At 50.9% G+C, this 19,209-nt stretch carries 17 protein-coding genes and 1 pseudogene; 14 read left to right on the top strand and 4 right to left on the bottom strand.

Annotation, left to right across the window (positions count from 1 at the left end):
* Positions 1–16: 16 nt before the first annotated feature.
* The 14 genes and pseudogenes from GBK04_RS00570 to GBK04_RS00505 all read left to right on the top strand — a co-directional run bounded on the left by GBK04_RS00570 (position 17) and on the right by GBK04_RS00505 (position 16,292).
* On the top strand, positions 17–1,543 hold the full coding sequence (locus GBK04_RS00570) for a RagB/SusD family nutrient uptake outer membrane protein (protein WP_152755934.1): 1,527 nt from the start codon (positions 17–19) through the stop codon (positions 1,541–1,543).
* An 11-nt stretch (positions 1,544–1,554) separates the two neighbouring features.
* Complete coding sequence (locus GBK04_RS00565) at positions 1,555–2,547, top strand: nucleoside hydrolase (protein ID WP_152755931.1); 993 nt, start codon at positions 1,555–1,557, stop codon at positions 2,545–2,547.
* Positions 2,548–2,568: 21 nt separating this feature from the next.
* Positions 2,569–3,441: an AraC family transcriptional regulator gene (locus GBK04_RS00560; RefSeq protein ID WP_152755929.1), complete on the top strand. Its 873-nt coding sequence runs from the start codon at positions 2,569–2,571 to the stop codon at positions 3,439–3,441.
* 278 nt (positions 3,442–3,719) lie between these two features.
* The gene (locus tag GBK04_RS00555) at positions 3,720–5,321 is read left to right on the top strand and encodes a sensor histidine kinase (RefSeq protein WP_373330569.1); all 1,602 of its coding nucleotides are present in this window, start codon (positions 3,720–3,722) and stop codon (positions 5,319–5,321) included.
* Positions 5,318–6,367 carry a response regulator gene (locus GBK04_RS00550; protein WP_152755927.1) on the top strand — a complete coding sequence of 350 codons (1,050 nt, stop codon included), beginning with the start codon at positions 5,318–5,320 and terminating at the stop codon, positions 6,365–6,367. The genes GBK04_RS00555 and GBK04_RS00550 overlap by 4 nt, the downstream gene beginning before the upstream one ends.
* A gap of 92 nt (positions 6,368–6,459) precedes the next feature.
* Positions 6,460–7,446 (top strand): annotated as a pseudogene (locus GBK04_RS30125) (PEP/pyruvate-binding domain-containing protein); the annotation flags it as partial.
* Between the two features lie 229 nt (positions 7,447–7,675).
* Entirely contained in the window at positions 7,676–9,058 is a 1,383-nt protein-coding gene (ppsA, locus tag GBK04_RS00540) for a phosphoenolpyruvate synthase (protein ID WP_373330589.1), read from the top strand.
* A 330-nt stretch (positions 9,059–9,388) separates the two neighbouring features.
* Entirely contained in the window at positions 9,389–11,386 is a 1,998-nt protein-coding gene (locus tag GBK04_RS00535; protein ID WP_152755921.1) for an InlB B-repeat-containing protein, read from the top strand.
* A 226-nt stretch (positions 11,387–11,612) separates the two neighbouring features.
* A complete protein-coding gene (locus tag GBK04_RS00530; RefSeq protein WP_152755919.1) occupies positions 11,613–12,605 on the top strand; it encodes a 2-hydroxyacid dehydrogenase in 993 nt (330 codons plus the stop codon).
* Between the two features lie 24 nt (positions 12,606–12,629).
* On the top strand, positions 12,630–13,112 hold the full coding sequence (locus GBK04_RS00525) for a hypothetical protein (RefSeq protein ID WP_152755917.1): 483 nt from the start codon (positions 12,630–12,632) through the stop codon (positions 13,110–13,112).
* Between the two features lie 3 nt (positions 13,113–13,115).
* Positions 13,116–13,313 (top strand): hypothetical protein, encoded by a 198-nt coding sequence (locus tag GBK04_RS00520; RefSeq protein WP_152755915.1) that lies wholly within the window; start codon positions 13,116–13,118, stop codon positions 13,311–13,313.
* A gap of 33 nt (positions 13,314–13,346) precedes the next feature.
* Positions 13,347–14,543 carry a DUF6544 family protein gene (locus tag GBK04_RS00515; RefSeq protein WP_152755913.1) on the top strand — a complete coding sequence of 399 codons (1,197 nt, stop codon included), beginning with the start codon at positions 13,347–13,349 and terminating at the stop codon, positions 14,541–14,543.
* Positions 14,544–14,580: 37 nt separating this feature from the next.
* A complete protein-coding gene (locus GBK04_RS00510) occupies positions 14,581–15,192 on the top strand; it encodes a flavodoxin family protein (protein ID WP_152755910.1) in 612 nt (203 codons plus the stop codon).
* 488 nt (positions 15,193–15,680) lie between these two features.
* Complete coding sequence (locus tag GBK04_RS00505) at positions 15,681–16,292, top strand: outer membrane beta-barrel protein (RefSeq protein WP_152755908.1); 612 nt, start codon at positions 15,681–15,683, stop codon at positions 16,290–16,292.
* Between the two features lie 136 nt (positions 16,293–16,428).
* Here the strand turns inward: GBK04_RS00505 and GBK04_RS00500 are convergent, their stop codons facing one another.
* The 4 genes from GBK04_RS00500 to GBK04_RS00485 form a co-directional block, all read right to left on the bottom strand.
* Positions 16,429–17,034 (bottom strand): IS5 family transposase, encoded by a 606-nt coding sequence (locus GBK04_RS00500; RefSeq protein WP_373330568.1) that lies wholly within the window; start codon positions 17,032–17,034, stop codon positions 16,429–16,431.
* Between the two features lie 289 nt (positions 17,035–17,323).
* The gene (locus tag GBK04_RS00495) at positions 17,324–17,572 is read right to left on the bottom strand and encodes a hypothetical protein (protein WP_152755906.1); all 249 of its coding nucleotides are present in this window, start codon (positions 17,570–17,572) and stop codon (positions 17,324–17,326) included.
* Positions 17,573–18,063: 491 nt separating this feature from the next.
* The gene (locus GBK04_RS00490) at positions 18,064–18,357 is read right to left on the bottom strand and encodes a BON domain-containing protein (RefSeq protein ID WP_373330567.1); all 294 of its coding nucleotides are present in this window, start codon (positions 18,355–18,357) and stop codon (positions 18,064–18,066) included.
* A complete protein-coding gene (locus GBK04_RS00485) occupies positions 18,308–19,150 on the bottom strand; it encodes an SDR family NAD(P)-dependent oxidoreductase (RefSeq protein ID WP_152755902.1) in 843 nt (280 codons plus the stop codon). The genes GBK04_RS00490 and GBK04_RS00485 overlap by 50 nt, the downstream gene beginning before the upstream one ends.
* Between the last annotated feature and the right edge of the window lie 59 nt (positions 19,151–19,209).

Genomic DNA, 19,209 nt, shown 5'->3' with positions numbered 1-19,209 from the left:
CCTGACAGATTAAAAGATGAAAACATACCTGAAAAAATACCTGGTTCCGGTTATCCTGGTTGCTACGACATTCTCCTGTACGGGGTCTTTTTTGAAGGAAAACCCGGTCTCGGTTCTCAATCCCGCCAGTTTTTATACCAGTGAAGCCGGACTGACTCAGGGAGTTAATGCCGTATACGCCAGCCTGCGCTCTGTGTATGGCGAGAATCAAGGTCCCCTTTTTTTAGCGCTTATGGGAACCGATGAGTTCCTGACGGGTAAAAATGTAGCCGGGGCGCATATTGTGAAATATGATGCCACGTTCAATTCCAGCATGGGCGAAACAGCTTTTGTATGGCAGTCTTTATATAAGACCATCAATACGGCCAATGTCGTGTTGGCAAGTGAAGAAAACGTTTCCATGAATCAGGAGGCAAAAAATCAGCTCCTGGCGGAAGTACGCTTCATTCGGGCACATGCCTACTTTTATCTTGTCCAGTATTTTGGAGAAATCAGTCTGCTCACCGAACCGACCATTGGTCTGCAAACAGATTATGAGCGGAATACCCGCGAAGATGTGTACGGGCAAATTCTCGAGGACCTGACTTTTGCGGAGGCCAATCTGCCCTCTACCACGAATGATTTTGGACGGGTAACAAAAGGGGCAGCCCGTCATCAGCTGGCGAAAATACACCTGGTATTGAAAAATTGGACAGCCGCAGCGGATTATGCCAAAAAGGTAATTGAATCAGGGGTCTACGAGTTGCAGGACGATTATGTGAGTATTTTTGAGGTGGACAATCAGATCAACTCTGAAATCATCTGGTCGATTCAATATGAAAATGATTTACTGAATTCCGGAGCGGGGAATCAATCGCATACCTGGTTTACCAATTCGTACAGTGATGTGCAAGGCATGCAACGTACCCTGGAATGGGGTCGGCCGTTCACCCGCTTTTCTCCCACCACCCATTTAATGAATTTGTTCGAAAAGGATAAGGATCAGCGGTGGCATGTCTGGCGGAGGTTCGAAGATTACTTTTACAACAATCCGGCTTCGTTGCCGGCAGGAAAAAAACTGGGCGATCCGATTGATGAAAGCTGGCGGGGAAAGCCGGAGTTCCACTGGGCCCTGAAAAAGTTTCAGGATCCTTCGCGCTTGTCGCCCAACGAAACCCGGGGCAATAAAGATTTTCTGGTATTCCGCCTGGGGGAGACCTACCTTATCGCGGCCGAGGCATTGCTCATGGCTGGAAAACCCGATGAGGCCGCAGTGTATTTCAATGAAATCAGGCGACGGGCCGCAAAACCCGGAGTTGATTTTCTGATCAGCTCATCCGCACTTACCCTTGATCTGATTCTGGATGAACGCTCCCGTGAGCTCGCCGGGGAGGTGAATCGCCGGGCTGATCTGGTACGGACGGGTAAACTACTCGAACGCGTTCGTAAATACGGCGATCCGGCCGTGCTAACCAATTTGAAAGAACACCATGTGTTGTTACCTATACCTCAAAATCAGATTGACTTGACGACGTCGGTCTATTCCCAAAATGAGGGTTACTGACCCGTAAGAATATGAAAAATGCTGTAATGGTTTTGCTCTGCCTTGTCCCTTTGCTGAGTTTCGGGCAGCAACCTGTGAAAATCATTCTCGATACGGACATGGACTCCGACGTGGACGACGTCGGCGCTTTATCCATGCTACATAGCCTGGCCTCCGCGGGCGAAGCTGACATCCTGGCCGTGATGGTCTCGAGCCTGAATCCCTGGTCGGCTCCTGCCGTCGACGTGCTCAACACCTATTTTGGCAGGCCTGGTATACCTATCGGCAACGTCAAACGATTTGGTGTATACCATCCATCGAGGTACGCCCGGATGCTTGCCGAGACATTTCCCCAGCAAGTAGGATCAGGGGAGAAAGCTCCGGAGGCAACGGGGCTGTATCGTCAGATACTGGCACGGCAACCCGATCATAGCGTAGTAATTGTTACCATAGGGGACTTGACCAACGTAGCGCGTCTGCTCAGTAGTGCGCCGGATACAATCAGTTCACTAAGTGGAGAAGCCCTCGTGGCCAAAAAAGTAAAGCACCTGGTGGCTATGGGCGGACGCTACCCCGTAGAACTTGACGCGTGGCCCAATGGCAATTTCAAGCCTGACCCCGCCTCGACCCGGCAGGTGGTCAGTCAATGGCCCACAAAAATCATTTTTACGGGTGGAGGTGTTTTTGCCAACGCCATTCCAACAGGTAAAATCTATTTCGAATCCGCCCAGGAGAAAACGCCTATGCGTCGGGCCTACGAAACATTTCTGGTAGGCTGGAATCGCAACTACCACCATAGCGCCGACATGATCGCCGTGTACGTAGCCGTGCGGGGCCCCGAACCCTATTTCAAAATTCAGGAGCAGGGAACCAACCATATTTTTGAAAATGGAACCACCGTTTGGCGTATGGAGCCGGACGATAAACGGCATGCGTTGGTCAATGAGTTTGCCGAAGGCGTGGATCCATTGGAGGTTGCCAGAAAGTTTGACGAATTACTCATCAAAAAGGGGGTAGGCAAGTGATCCCGATGCAGAATGTGTACCATGAAACCAATTCTGAAAATTGTCAATACGCAGCAAAGTGAAGCCCTCCAGATAATGAAAGTGCGGGATCCGTATTTTTTTCCAACCTGGCATTTCCATCCGGAACTGGAGATTATGCTGGTGCAGGAAGGTTCGGGTATTCGTTTCGTGGGTAATAGTATGGAGCGTTTCCAGGCGGGCGATCTGGTGCTACACGGCAGCAATATTCCGCACCTGTACCGCAGCGATAAGGAGTATTACCAGAAAGACACCAGCTTGGTGTCGCGGGCGATGGTCGTGTATTTCAAGGAGAATTTCCTGGGGGAAAGTTTTTGGAAGTTATCGGCCATTGCCCCCCTGAAAAGGCTGTTGGCGTTATCCAGGCGTGGCATTAAGTTTCGGGGCCGTGCCAAAGAGGAACTGCAAGAGCGGATCGAAGGCCTGGAATCGCAGAAAGACAGCATCGGCCGCATCATCGATTTACTTGCCATTCTGCGGTCAATGGCTGAAACCCGGGAGTACGACCTTCTGTTGGCCAGTGATTTTACGCGTCACGTAAGTGAGGACGACTGTGAGCGAATCAACAAAGTATACCAGTTTATCATTGACCATTATACAGAGAACCCAACCCTCGATCAGGTAGCTGAAGTCGCTAATATGTCAAGCACGGCCTTTTGCCGCTATTTCAAATCGCATACCACAAAAACCTACACCCAGTTTTTGAATGACATAAAAATAGACAATGCGTGCCGGTTATTGTTAGATAACCGACTGAGCATATCACAAATCTGTTTTGAGACGGGCTTCAATAATTTCACCCATTTTAACGGTCAGTTTAAAAAAATCACCGGCCTTACCCCCAAACAATACCAGACTTATCACCTTAATCGCTGAAAAAACAGTTATATTTCACTGGCAACCATTTTTATTTTGGTACAAGCGCATGTTGTCTTTCGGTTGTTAATTTGTTCTCTCCGGTGAAGGTATGCGTTAGGCATCGTTACTCAGCGAAAGTGTGCTGGTAACCTGTCGTAACAGGGCGCAAGTTTCCTTCAATGAAACGATTTTCCTTCTGCTCGTGGCGACCTTAGGTTAAATGTTTTTGCTTAGATTTGGGGAGCGTACTGAGGAATTTAATGTCACACTCATCGCATCCCCTTTAAGCAGCCATCATGTTGTCGGAACAATACACCCCAGCATTTGCCGATCTTCTTTTCGATAAGACGGACGAGTTTATCGGTATTTACGATCTAACGGAAGAACGTTTCAAGCGTGTCAACCGCGCAGGGGTACGCATGCTGGGGTTTGTATCGGAGGCGGAACTGCTGGCTGACCCTGTCCGGTCCCGCTCCATCCGAACCCCGCCCCTCCCCGATGAGCATCGAGGTAGTTTGATAGCGGGTCTTTTGCAAACAGGAAGCCATCAGGAAACTGCGCTGATCGGCCGACAGCAGGGAGAAACTTTCTGGGGGCGAATGGTGCTTACCGCCTTTTCCGCCCAGGGTGAGGCCTATGCCTTGGTGCGGGTGGCCGACGAAGGCCGGCTTCGACAAACCGAACTTGAGCTGGCTCAGACTGCCCGGCGCTATGAGGCCATTTTTTTCAATGCTACCATCGGCATCGTCGTCTGCAATGCGCAGGGGCTGATTATCTCTGCTAACCAAATGGCGGAGCGGCAGTTTGGCTACCCACCCGAAACAATGCTTGGGCGGATGATTGAAGACCTGGTTCCGGCAGGTGTAGGCCGCTACCACCAGAAACTCAGGGAGTCGTTCAACAACGAGCCCGCGGTGAGAGCCATGGGGCATAACCGGGAACTGCACGCAAAGCGGAAAGACAATTCGATATTTCCTGTGGAAGTAAGCCTCAGCTATTTTTGGCTTGAGGAAAAAATTCACATCGTGGCGTTTGTAGTTGATATCACGGCGAAAAAAGAAGTCGAACGAGAGCTGCTTGACCAAAAGGAAAAAATCGAGCGCCTGAACGCCAGCCTGGAGCGGAAGGTTCTGGAGCGCACCCATGACCTGATGGACACGCTGGAGCAACTGGAGCGGTCGAAGGAAGAACTTGGGCGCGCATTAGACGCTGAGCGAAAGCTCAGTGAGCTTAAGTCCCGCTTTGTATCAATGGCATCCCATGAATTCCGCACTCCGCTGACCGCGGTGCTGACCTCCGCGGCACTCATCGAGAAATATCCCGCTGGTGAACAACAGGATAAGCGCAAGAAGCACATTGACCGTATCCGTACTTCGGTGACGAATCTCAACGATATATTGGAAGAGTTTCTGTCGGTAGGCAAGCTGGAGGAAGGAAAAATAGCCGCCCATCCTAAGGAAACTGTACAGTCGAAACTACTTTCCGAAACTGTGGCCGATATGCGGAGCATGCTCAAGCCGGGACAGACCATCGAAACCCAACAAAAAGGACCAGACCAGGTTTTCCTCGATCCTTCTCTCCTTCGCAAAATTCTGGTCAATCTGATTTCGAACGCCATAAAGTACTCCCAGGCGGGAACGGTAGTCTCCGTGCGCTTTACCAGCAATGAAGGCCACTTAAGGGTTATAGTCGAAGACCAGGGTGTGGGTATTTCCAGAGAAGACCAGGCGCACCTTTTTGAACGGTTCTACCGTGCCCCAACTGTGACGAATATCGAGGGAACCGGATTAGGATTGCATATTGTAGGGCGGTACGTGGAATTGATGGGGGGAACCATATCCATAGAAAGTGAACTGAACAAGGGAACCATAGTCACCATTTTACTGCCAGCACTATGAAAACCATCCTTTTAATAGAGGATAACGAAATTATCCGGGAGAATACCGCTGAAATTCTTGAGATGACGGGCTACTTGGTGAGGACCGCCGCGAACGGAAAAGCCGGGGTTCAACTGGCCCTGGAAGATAGACCGGATCTGGTCATCTGTGATATCATGATGCCCGAACTGGATGGTTACGGAGTACTACACATATTTAATAAAAACCCTGAATTGGCCGGCATACCCTTCATCTTCCTGACGGCCAAAACCGAACGGGTCGATTTTCGAAAAGGGATGGAGCTTGGCGCTGACGACTACCTCACCAAGCCCTTCGATGAATCGGAACTCCTGAGTGCCGTGGAAAGCCGGTTCAGCCGTTTTGAGCATTTGAAACCCGATCACGAACATCACGGCAACGACGCAGGGAAGGCTTTGTCTGATGCCTACATACTAACAGGAGACCTGGAAAGCCTCACTGCTGACCGGAAAATACATGCAGTGCCGAAGAAACAGTACCTGTATTTCGAGGGTGACACTCCCATCAGGCTATGCTTCCTTCGGGCGGGCCGGGTTAAGACCTTCCGCACAGACCCCAACGGCAAGGAGTTTATCACAGGTCTTTATCATGCCGGGGATTTTTTTGGCTATTCTCCTCTTCTAGAGGACAAAAATTACTTCGACTCTGCCATCACCCTGGAGGAATCGGAGCTGATATACATTCCCGCGGACGACTTCCGAAAGTTGTTACTTGCCAATCCGGAAGTCAATCAGCAGTTCCTGCGGCTTATCGCGAGCCGGGTAGCCGAGCAGGAGGTTCAGTTGTCCGGTATGGCGTATGGTTCGCTTCGCCGTCGTGTGGCCGATACGCTGCTCAGGCTGCATGAACAGGAACCCGACCATCTCATTCAGCTCAGCCGCGCCGATCTGGCGGCTATGGTAGGAACTGCAACTGAATCGCTGATCCGGACCTTGAGTGAATTCAAACAGGACGGGCTGGTGGAAGTCGTTGGGTCCGGCGACATCCGGGTAGTCAAACCAGACCTCATGCGTCAGGCCAAATGGTAGTATCCTGTTTATACTACCTAAAACCCTGCAAAATATCACCAGGCTAACCATACTCATGGCAGGACTTGAGCGCGCTCATTTTCCTCATAAAAATGCGGCTGTATTTTTGGTTCATTCACCAAACAGAGCCCCCTATGAAACCGGTTGTATTGCCTTTTAAAGAAATCGACAACACGATGATTCACCTGGTGGGAGGTAAAAATGCCTCACTCGGTGAGATGTTCTCGCGCCTGGGCGGAAAGGGCGTGCAGGTGCCGGATGGATTTGCCATTACCACGGCTGCCTTTAATGATTTTATTGCGGAAAACCAGCTCGAAAAACCTATCCGTGCTGTGCTGGTTGAGCTGGATACGATCTACTATACCAATCTGGGTGCCGTAGGTGAGCGCATCCGTGCTTTGATCAGTAAGGCAGAAATACCATCCGGTATTGCCAACGACATCCGGCAGGCCTACCGAATTCTCGGTGATAAAAGCGCCGGAACTATACAGGTTGCCGTCAGGAGTAGCGCCACGGCTGAGGATCTGGTATCGGCCAGCTTCGCGGGGCAGCACGAGTCCTTTCTTAATATCCGGTCAGAAGTTGAACTCTTACAGGCCTGCCTCGACTGCTATGCGTCGCTTTATACCGACCGGGCCATCAAGTACCGCAACGATCATGGCTTTGATCACATGAAAGTGGCTCTTTCGGTGGGGGTACAGCGCATGATCCGCTCCGACCTGGCCTGCTCCGGCGTATGCTTCACCATCGATCCGGACTCAGGCCACACCAATGTCATGCTGGTGACAGGTGGTTGGGGATTGGGTGAGAACATAGTGCTGGGTAACGTGAACCCGGACGAATACTATGTATTCAAGCCCTCCATTGGAAAGCGGAATGCCGTACTGAGCCGGAAGGTAGGTGAAAAGTCGGAGACGATGGTTTATTCCGAGCTACCCGGTCACCGCAATACCGTCAATGTACCCACGCCCCCTGAGCGACGGACCCAGCTAACCCTGAATGACGATGAGGTCAACCGACTGGCTGCCTGGGCATCGATCGTGGAGGAACACTATGGCAGGGCAATGGATATCGAATGGGCCAAGGATGGGCTGGATAATGGCCTATACATTGTGCAGGCACGTCCGGTGACGGCTTTGCTCGATACCGCCCTGACTACCGTTATCGACTACCGCCTGGACGATTCCGGGCCAGTCCTGTGCTGGGGGTATGGCATCGGGCACCGCATCGTATCGGGAACGGCCCGGGTGGTACTCTCGCCCAGGGACGCCCCCGCCGACCTTGGAGCAGGCGATATTCTGATAACCGATATCACTTCGCCAGACTGGGATCCGATCCGGGCCAGTCCTGTGCTGGGGGTATGGCATCGGGCACCGCATCGTATCGGGAACGGCCCGGGTGGTACTCTCGCCCAGGGACGCCCCCGCCGACCTTGGAGCAGGCGATATTCTGATAACCGATATCACTTCGCCAGACTGGGATCCGATTCTGAAAAAAGTATCTGCCATTGTCACCAACCGGGGCGGGCGTACCAGTCACGCAGCCATTGTGGCCCGGGAGGTCGGCGCGCTGGCAGTAGTAGGTACCAGCGTAGCCACCGATGTGATCCATGATGGTGACCAAATCACGGTAAGTTGTGTAGATGCGCAGCAGGGGGCAGTTTATGCCGGCGCATTGCGCTGGACAGAACAAAAAACAGAAGTAGAGACGCTTCCCAAACCACAGACACCGTGCATGCTGATTCTGGCTGATCCGGACCAGGCACTACGGCTCAGCCAGTTACCCAGTCAGGGTGTAGGACTATTCCGTATGGAATTCTGTGTGACTAACGACATAGGTATACATCCCATGGCGTTGGTCAACTACCATGAATTACCCGACCAGGAAGACGTGCGGGCGATCTGGAGGTTAACCGAAGCCTACGCCGACAAAAGCGCCTATTTCGTGGACCGGCTCACCCAGTCGGTAGCTATGGTGGCGGCCGCTTTCTATCCCCGACCTGTCCTTATCCGGTTTAGCGATTTCAAAACCAATGAATACGCCAATTTGCTGGGCGGGCGCTCCTTCGAACCCGTGGAGGAAAACCCGATGCTGGGCTGGCGTGGCGCCAGCCGTTACTATGATGATCGGTACGCCGAAGGTTTTCGGCTTGAGTGTGAGGCGATGCGCCGGGTACGCGACGATCTGGGGCTGACAAACCTCAAACTGATGGTCCCCTTCTGCAGGACTGTAGAGGAAGGTAAAAGGGTACTTGACCGGATGGCTGAGTGCGGCCTGCAAAGGCACAGGAACGGACTTGAGGTATATGTTATGGCCGAAATTCCCAGTAATATCGTGCAGGCACGGGAGTTTGCCCGACTATTCGATGGATTCTCGATCGGCTCGAACGACCTGACCCAGCTGACCCTGGGCGTTGACCGCGACTCTTCAACGGTACAGGGTTTGTTCAGTGAAAATGACCCGGCAGTCCGGACCATGATTTCGATGCTACTGCTATCGGCCCACAAGACAGGTGCTCCCGTCGGAATATGCGGACAGGGTCCCAGCGACGATCCTGCTTTCGCTGAGTTCCTGGTGAAAGAGGGCATCAGTAGCCTGTCGTTCAATCCTGATGCTTTTTTACGAGGATTGAAAGCCGTCGGGGATGCCGAAGAAAACCTGGTCGTGCACGCTATTGGGTTTGCCGGGTAGCCATACAAACACTTCCTCCGTTTAGTGCAGTTGCCAGGCGGAGGAAGTGTTAGGCAGGTATTGTGTTTCAAGGAATGGCTACCACCAAATCGTTCTCTTTCTCCCCCGTTCCATGGCTTATTTCAAGGCAAAGTATGGATTCTATGTACAGAGGTGGTCAGAAAGGCGGTAAGGTGGTTAAAATCAATCTGGTGGATGACTCTCGGCATAGCCCCGCTGAAGGAATAGAGCCAGTTTTGTCCCTGTCCCGGCGGATCACTTCGACAATATTAGTTAGGTGCTTGTGAGATAAATAAATCGGCTTTTGGCTCAAAATCGACTCCTCACATCATGAGAAACCCTTTATTGCTTTTCCTGCTTCTTATTAGTCTGTTTTCCTGTAAAGAAAAAGAAGTTGCTCTCTACAATCTTCGGGTTGAAGTGACACCGGTAGGTAGCGGTACGATTTCTCCGGCAGCGGGCCAATTTGAAGAAGGTAAACAGATACAGATCACGGCCATTGCTGGCCCCGAGTATGTTTTTAAGGAATGGCAGGGCGGGGCAAGTGGTTCGAATAACCCGATTATGGTCACTATGACGGGGGATAAACAATTAGTGGCGGTTTTTGAGAAAAGAAAATACCCCCTCGCCGTGCGTGTGGAAGGTGAGGGATTTGTGCAGGAAAAAGTTATTGAATCTGGTAGAACCACTACGGATTATCCAAGCGGCACGGTTGTGGAGCTAAGGGCCGTTGCATCCGAGGGTTGGCTGTTTGGCTATTGGGATTCGGATACCATACTGACCATGAACCCCCGGGTGGTTACCGTAAATAGTCCGCAGACCGTCAAGGCAACTTTTATTAAAGACGTACCTGTTCGGATGGAGATCGGTGGCTTGGATCAGGACCTTATTGTTTCGCACGAGTACCCTATAACCGTAAAATTGGTTTATAAATCCGGCAAAGAACTGCTGATTCCTGCTGACTCCTTCGTAGTTAATTATGTTGCCGGGGATGGGATTGCGATTCGAAATAAAATGAATTTCCTCGCTGTCAAACGCGGAAATCTGACAGTCAGGGTTACCTCCGGAAATTTAAGCGAACTGGTTTCCATCCGGGTTTCAGAAATAGATGATGTCAGCCAGTTCGATGCGTTTTTGAAAACCCCCGCGTCCGGAGCGAGTGTGGTGATACCGGTGGTTGTAATCAATTTCTTACCCACCATGGACGGCTCGAAACTGGACATGAGTCGTGCGCCGGACGACTATTGGATCCTCAGGCACTCGACCCTTGCCGAAGCAAAACAGCGGATCATGGGTGAATTGAGGTTGACAAAATTTGGAATTGAGGAAGGGACGCGTTTTCGCCAGTTCACGTCCCACGAGCGCATCAGTCCGTATGCCGGCATCGAGGTAGTAAGGTACTTCGACGTCTATGAGCTAGAATTAAGGCATTGGACCAGTACGCAGAAAACCATCGACTATCATTCACTCTTTGACAAACTGGGCATGGAGGATTTAGTGAATAATCACGGGGTCAAGGAGGTTTGGTTCACTATCTTTAATAAAGATGCTTACCCATCGGTGGTCAATAGTCCTTACAACGATCCCGATACGTACTATGGCATGCCGGAATCCAATATGTCGAGCCCGCTGACGGGCGATATCTCCAACAGCTACCGCTTACCCAACGATTTGCCCATTTATAAAAACACGTATGTAGTGTATGGCAACAGCGGTCACCGGGGCTTTGACACCAATTTGCATAACCGCGGACATCAGATTGAGGCACAGCTCAGTTATATGGAAAGGCGCACTGACCAACCGGCTCCAAACGCCGAATTGTTTTACAATAAATTTGTAGGGTTGAATCCCGGAATGGGCAACAAGCCCCTCCACCGTGCTGGCATGACGCATTTTCCACCCAATACCTCTATCGATTATGACTACGATAACTCGAAGTTCGAGGAAAGCGATATCCATACCTGGCAGCCATACGGGGGAGATTTCATCATGGTCAACAACTCCAACTGGAAAAATGCCGTTTATCCCTTTGACCTGAAAAATACTTTTTACCAAAACGGGGTGAGGGTCATCAATGATTATACCCATGACGCCCATTCCAAATGGCTCATGTACTGGTGGCAGGCTATTCCGGGAGAGGGTAACCCAATTTCTTTCGACGGCCGGCCACTGACCAATTGGTGGGACGTGTTCTACAACTGGGATGAGGCTATTCGGACCAATCGAGGGCTAACCCAACACAGCCCAAACGGGCGAACTGTCCCAAATACCCAGCATGCAAGTGAAGTGAGCCAGCCGGATTGTAAGGTGTATCCCCGTCCCCGGTAAACCCGGGAATGGGGTACTTCCAGAAAGTGGCGTAGTTACGATCGTAATAAATCCTCCCCAGTCTCTGTTCCATAACTCACTTCAGAGCAGGATATTCCTTCTAAACACAGGGGCGGTCAGAAAGCCGGTCAGCTGGTTATAATCAACCCGGCGATTGACCCTTATCATAGCTCCACTGAGCGAACGTAACCAATTTTGTCACTATAACAGCCAACCCCAACGCCCTATGAAAATCGCCTTTTTCAGTACACAGGCATTCGAAAAAGAACAGTTTGCCGTGTTTCTCGGACGCCACGAAACCACCTTCTTTTCCGAACGATTAGAAGTTAGTACGGTTTTTCTGGCCCAAGGCCACGATGCCGTTTGTGGCTTCGCAAATGATGACCTAAGCCGCCCGGTACTCGAGGGGCTCATGGCTCAGGGAACTTCGATCGTGGGCATGCGATGCATAGGCCTTGATAATGTGGATCAGGTAGCCATGAATATGCTGGGCATGACACTGCTGCATGTTCCGGGCTATTCGCCCTACTCCGTGGCCGAGCAGGCAGTGACGATGCTGCTGGGATTGGTACGGCACCTTCCCGAAGCGCAGCAACGCGTCAGGACTGGAAATTTCACTATCGATGGCCTGTCAGGTTTCGACCTCCATGGCAGAACCGTAGGAGTGATCGGCCTGGGGCGGATCGGCAAGGCATTCTCCAACATCATGCGAGGATTCGGCTGTAAGGTAATAGCCTATGATGTACGTCCCGACCAACGGATTCCCGTCACAGAAGTGCGTTATGTGACCTTTAATGAGTTGTTGCGTACGTCGGACATTATTTCGCTTCATTGCCCGCTCAATCAGAATACGGAATACATAATCAACGAAGATACTCTGGCCGCTGTCAAGCCCGACGCGGTGCTGATCAATACCGGTAGGGGACGACTCGTTGACACACTTGCGGTGTTGGATGCGCTGGACCAAAAACTACTGGCTGGCTACGGGGCCGACGTATACGAAAATGAGAAAGACTATTTTCATTACGATTTCTCGGATAAAGATGTGGCCGACGAACTCCTGAACCGCCTACGCAGGCACGCCAAGGTGATCCTGACGCCCCACCAGGGTTTTCTTACCGAAGATACCTTACAACAGATTGCCAGAGGTTTGCTTAACCAGTTCACCTATTACGACAGCCAGAGAAAGCTTGCGTTTTCCAAAGCTTCTATGTGTTAATCAGTAATTCAAAATAATGACACGATGAAACTCCTCTCCCTATTCATACTGCTGACCGTTGGCTGTACTACTGCCATGGCTCAGGAGTCCGCCACTTATGGAGGCGCCGGGTTCTTCCGTCTTGGCCACGCCAGTCTTCATCGGTTCAGCCAGGTAGCTGACCATTTTTCGCCTGCACAGCAGCCCGCCCTCAGCAATAATTTCGTGTACCTGGGCGGGGAAGGCTATGCCAGGATCAATCGTAACATCATCGGCGGGGGCGGATATGCGATGGTCAATCACGGAATTGACAGTCACAGCTACCGGGCCGAACCATTCAGTGGCGGCGGATACCTGCATTATGGCCGGATTCTGTTGGAGCACCGGCGCTTCTGGATTTATCCGTCCATTGGCGCAGGGGTGGCCATGGTAAGCCTGACCCAAAGCCAGTCTCAGGGACAGGCCGGTGAGGAATACACCGTTATGCTACCCGGTTTCAACGCCCAGGTGGGCCTGGGTGCCGACTAGGTAGTGCTTCTTTTCGGAACGGGAGAAAACTACGGAGGGCTGCTGCTGGGGATACGCACTGGGTACCAGCTAAGTCCGATGTCGTCGGCCTGGCGGACCTCCGGCGAAGTGACCGTGACAGACCACCCGCGCTATGCTACCAATGGATTTTATTTCACGTTAACGCTTGGCGCTGGTGGGTTCCACAAGGCAGCGCAATAAAGAAAAAGCCCAAACAGTAAACATTCACTTATTATGGCACGTATTCTCTTCTCTACTTTAATGCTCATACACGGGCTGATCCACCTCTTTGGATTTGCCAGGCAATGGAACCTGGCCGAGGTCAGTCTGCTAAACGGGAAATCGCTTATTCCGGTGTCGGAAGCTACGGCCAGAACTCTGGGAGCCGCATGGTTTGTCGCCTACGTACTTTTCATGTTAGCTTCCTTAGGCTATTACCGACGGCATACCTGGTGGATGCCTACCACGCTCGTCGCCCTGATTCTGTCGCAGGCCCTTATCTTTTTTTATTGGCCTGATGCCAAAGCGGGGACCTTGGTCAATATTCTGATTGCCCTGGCATTGGCCTCTTCCTATGCAAAGGAACGTTTCGGCAGGCAGATCGATTCGGAAATTAAGAATATACTTCCCTCTTCGGAAACTCAGGAACAGGTCATTTACGCAAGGCGGCTGACGGGGCTGCCCATACCGGTACAGCTTTGGCTTACGGAGTCGGGAGTTGTCGGCAGTAGGGAGGTCGCTACCGCCCGACTCCTGCAGGAAGGTGAGATGCGGCTCAGCCCCGAAGGGCGCCGAGTGCCAATCAAGGCGGAGCAATTCATCCGGGTGGATGAACCGGGTTTTGTCTGGAAAGCCAACCTCCGTATGTTTTCTTTCCTGCCTGTTGTAGCACGCGACAAGTATATCGACGGTAAAGGCCACATGCTGGTCAAAGCTTTTTCAATGTTTCCCTTCGTTAGTGCCAGGGGACCAAAAATTGACCAGGGATCGCTGCTCCGGTTCCTCGGGGAAATCTGCTGGGTCCCTTCTGCGGCACTTGGTTCTTATATCCGTTGGGAGGCAGTGGACGACAACTGTGCCAAAGCAACCATGACGTACGGGGGCATTTCGGCCTCGGCCATATTCTGTTTCGACGAGCGCCATCGGCTCGTTTCCGTATCGGCCAATCGTTATATGGGGGGAGGTGAAGACAGTCAGCTCACGCCCTGGGTCGTCACCTGTCAAAACTGGCAGGTCATGCAGGGTGTAAAAATTCCTGTCCAGGGATACGTAACCTGGGAATTACCTACCGGAGATTTTAAGGCATACGATTGGGAAATTACTGATATCACATACGCCTCACCTGCCTTTCACCAGCCGGAAATAAAAACCGAAAACGATACAAGGATACCACTTCACCAAACCGCCCAGCTAGAAAAGACAATACACTAACCCAACAGCCTTACTTTCCACGTTTCCCCCAGGAGTTATGAAAGCATCAAAAATCATCCTCTTGATCATTCCGGTACTTCTGCTCGCCTGGCTGGGGTTGACCTTTTGGGTCGAGTACTCAGGAGAAGCGAAAGTTCTTCTAGTGGGCAGTTCGGAGGCCAATCATAAGGCGCTCATCGTGTACAATCCCGATCCGATTTATAATTTGGATGAACAAGTCTGTAAGAGCTTTGCGGAAGGATTATCCCGATATGACTATCAGGTAGTGATTGCCACCGTAAAAGCCGCAGAGAAAGATCCCGGCAAGTACGACTGTTTCGTTTTTTGTGCCAATACCTATAACTGGGCACCGGACCGATCCATAAGAAAGTTCATCGCCCAACATCCGATGCTGAAAGGCAGCCGTATTGTTGCCATTACGCTGGGCTCCGGAACCACAGGGAGGTCTCAAAGAATACTGGAGGAATCGATAAGCGCGAAAGGCGCTACCCTACTGGGATCAGAAGAGTTTTGGTTGTTGAGGCCCAATGACGAAAACCGTATGGAAGAGGCAAACGTGACGATCGCCGTTGTAAAAGCAAGGTTATTTGGAAGCGAAATTGGCCGAAAGCTGACTGCGGATTCCAATCATGTTACGCAGAATCGCTAGAAATATCAGACGAAAAAGGAATAGGGAAAACCGCGGTTATCCAACTCGATACGGGGTAAAATCAGGCCCGCCTGCAATAACCAGCAGGCGGGCCTGATTTTGATTAAATCTAAGTATTCGCCTCCACACCCGTATGGCCAGTACCTATGTTTTGGTGCGGATTTCTTGGTTAGCTGAAGAAGCGATGCGGTGAATAGGGTCAGTCTCTTGCATAGTCAGGTGGGGCGCAGGCTTTTCGAAACGCTTTATCCTCGTCGACCACCATAGTATCCGTGGGCCACCTGGCCAATGCTTTGCGAATGCCTGCTTCCGACTTTACTGTGCGCATCCTACTAAACTAAGGGAACATTTCTGTGCCGCTTGAAGACAAGTACTTTCTTTGGAATCGCTGATTGTTTTCAGCCTTTATCTTAACTTAGATCATTAAATCAAAGCGGTTTATCGAGTTTCTTAGTGGTATACATATTGTCCATCTAAACGAATAAACCATGAAAACTTCATTTCTTCAGAGGAAAGCCAGATACTTTTTACAAACTGGCACGGTAGCCTTCATCTTAACGACTTTTTCGCTCATGGCGCAGGCACAGAACCGATGGAGCATCGAGTTCCGTCCCGGCGTCAACTTCGCCACCAAAAAACTCGCTGATGCTGACTTGAAGACTGGCTTCGGGGCTGGGGCCATTATCTCCTATCGTTTTCTGCCCCATCTGGGCCTTTACACTGGGTGGAGCTGGAACCGGTTCAACGCCAGCCAGTCGTTTGCGGGTGTCGAAACTGACTTCGAGGAGACAGGCTACAACTACGGTCTACAATTTATCCATCCAATCGGCGACTCCCGAATTAACTACCTGATTCGGGCGGGCGGCTTGTGGAACCACATTGAGGTCGAGGCTACCGACGGTAACCTCGTCGCCGACTCAGGCCACGGCTTCGGCTGGCAGGCCGAGCTAGGCTTGGCCATGCTCCTGGACGACCACTGGCGGGTGCAACCGGGTGTGCGCTACCGTTCGCTCGCCCGCGACCTCAGCGTGGGGAGCGTGTCCAATGCCGTCGATCTGAAATACATTTCAGTGGGTCTCGGAATCGTCCGCACGTTCTAACGGTGATATTCAATAAGGTTAATAGAAAGCCGACCTTATCCTTTGAAAGGTTCTGTAGCCAATCGGGGATGAGGTCGGCTTTATTTACTAATGAGAATGAATTCATTTTGATCGTAATTTAAATTTTTATTGAAAATTAAATTCTTTCATTTAAAAAATAATTATCATGAAAAAGGGCTTTGTTGCATGGGTATATTGATTCCCGTTTGACAGCTTTTGACATACCCAACCTGGCGAATTGGTTCAAACAGGCAGCTTTGATTTGGGCTTCGGTCTGTTGGTTGGTTAGCAACCGAGCAGACAAGCGTTCACCGAAAGTCGCCTTCCAACGAAACATAGCCGTCTCGGCTTTGCTACGGCGATGGTAGCCAATCTGCCGTTTCCACTCTGCCAAGCCTACCTGGCCAATATGCTTAAGTGATTCATTTCGAGGATGAACCAGCGTATTGCCCAGGCTGTCTGTCCAGAACACAGCATTGGATCGGGGTGGTATTACGGGCTGAATACAGCGTGCCTCCAGCTCGTCATAGACCTTGACCTGGTCATAAGCACCATCGCCATTTAGCTTAGCAACAGGCCACTCAATAGCCGCCATCAAAGGTTTCACCATCTCAGCATCACTGATGGAATTAGTCGTCAACTCAACAGCATGGATCGCATTGGTCGATTCATCCGCTGCCAGATGGAGTTTACGCCAGGTGCGGCGTTTGTTGGCTCCATGCTTTCTTACCTTCCACCGCACGGGGCGCCCCGCTTACCAATGGGTCATAAACCCGAGTTTCCATTTGAGTCCTTGGCAAGTACTAACAGGGCGGGGCCTGAATCCGCGCATAGAGCTGGAACTCTGCGGCACCCTAGGGAAACCCGCCTTATTTACTTGGTAGCAAACTATGCTAATGGTGTTTTTTACCAAAGGCCAACTAAAAGAAGTTGTTAAGATGGGGCCTGAATCTGTGCATAGGGCGAAACCTCTGCGGCCCTTTGGGTAACCCACCCAATGGCTTTTACATGGTTCAAATCTTGAAATCTTACTACTGCTCAAATCTAAAGGGCCGCCCCGCTGATTTCAAGGAGAATAGGGTGAAAGGCAGCAGGTCCTCATAGCAAGTCAAATGAGGCTGGTCGGGACATTCCGACCGCCTTTCTTGGAGAGTCTGGCCAAATTTTTCCTGATAGGCTTTCTCGAAAAAAGAAAGTAGCAGGTGGAATCTTCGCTTGTCCAGACCAGTAGCCGAACGCCACTGCCGGTCTGTCTTTAAATCGGTCGTTGATAGCTTCATTTAGCAAAGTTAATCCAGTGCAACAACTCTATTCCCATATTCACCGAACATTCCCGTTGGCCCTGTATCCAACTGCTATGTTTAGCTAGGACGGTAGTTTCTGGTTGTGGATTATTCTATCGATTTACAAAGAGCCCTCTCCTGTTCATGCATGCTGTATCTGCTTTTCAGCTGGCCTCCCAAGCATTTGTATTTAAAGCGTAAAGAGCCAGCATTACAAGCAAGAAAATTTATATGATTCTCATAGCGACGAGCAATTTGATCTTACTTCGTAAAATCAGGTGTGGGTATCTTACTTTTGCCCAACACCCAGGCCGAAACTCCTTTAATGAGGATGTTTTATAAACAATAAAAAGAATTTTGGCCGATAAAGTCGTTAGCGTACCTCTTATTGCAGAAAATCGATTGCTGTCTGCTCTTTTAAAAAAGCTGGTATGCTTGCAAAGGAGGAATGAACTTTTGCCGATAAGACTTGAATTCAAGAACATTAGTCAACGAGAAAAGGCGCAGGGGTAAGTTAAATAGTTAACCACTGATCTAATCCCAAATAAGTTGGCGATGCATTCTTGAGCCAACATTCTTTCCTCTCGAAAACGCACTTTTCCTTCCAGAAAAACCGTGCGCCCGGTTACGCGTACTATTATTTTGCTGCAATCGATAAGTACGTTTTCTCGCAGCGCATTCATTACTACCCTTTCCAGATTTCTATCTGTTTCAGCTTTGTCGACCCCATAGTTATGATGCGACTGGAGAAAATTGACTTCGGGATTGGTTTGGCTTTTCATAACTGGTGAAAGATGAAAGTGGAACGTAGGGCCGATTTTCATTGCGCCAGGTACCCCCGTCGATGGGATAATACGAGCCGGTTACGAACGAGGCTTTATCCGACGAAAGCCAGACCACCAGTTCGGCCACTTCCTCGGAGCGGCCCAACCGACCGATGGGATGCAGGCCCGTCAGCATTTCTCTGGCTTCCTCCGGCAATACGCCCAGCAGGGGCGTGTTGATATATGCCGGGCCAATCGCATTTATCCGAATGCCGCGTGCGGCATTTTCAATGGCTGCCGCCTGGGTTAGACCCACGACCCCGTGTTTGGCGGCTACGTAACCCGGCGACTGCGCCGTACCGACCTGTCCGAGAATGGAGGCCATGTTGACAATAGACCCGGTGCCGGCCTGCTTCAGCATGGCTTCCAGTTCATATTTCAAGCAATAAAACACACTATTCAGATTGACATTGATAATGTGCTGCCAGCCCTCCACCGAATAGTCTGCGGTTTGGTTCAGTTCGCCCCCAATGCCGGCGTTGTTAAAGGCAATATCTAGTTGGCCAAAGGCGTTCACGGTAGCCTGCACGAGTTTCTGGCACTGATCCGGGACGCCCACATCAGCCTTAAAAAAAATGGCGGAGGCCCCGGCTTCGACCAATTCGTCGACCACCTGTTGGCCTTGCGTTTCGTTTATATCGGATACCATTACGTTTGCCCCGAGCTGCCCGTACAGCAACGCCGTGGCTTTGCCAATTCCCGAAGCGGCTCCCGTTACCATAGCCGATTTATTCAATAGGTACTTGTCCATAATTGGTTAGTGAGTTTTGGGTCGAAAACAGACGTTACTTTTGAACTGTGCGCGGCAAT

The organism is Salmonirosea aquatica (genome assembly GCF_009296315.1).
Lineage (GTDB): Bacteria > Bacteroidota > Bacteroidia > Cytophagales > Spirosomataceae > Salmonirosea > Salmonirosea aquatica.
Note: the sequence above shows the minus strand (reverse complement) of the source record. Positions and strands in the feature narration are given on the sequence as shown.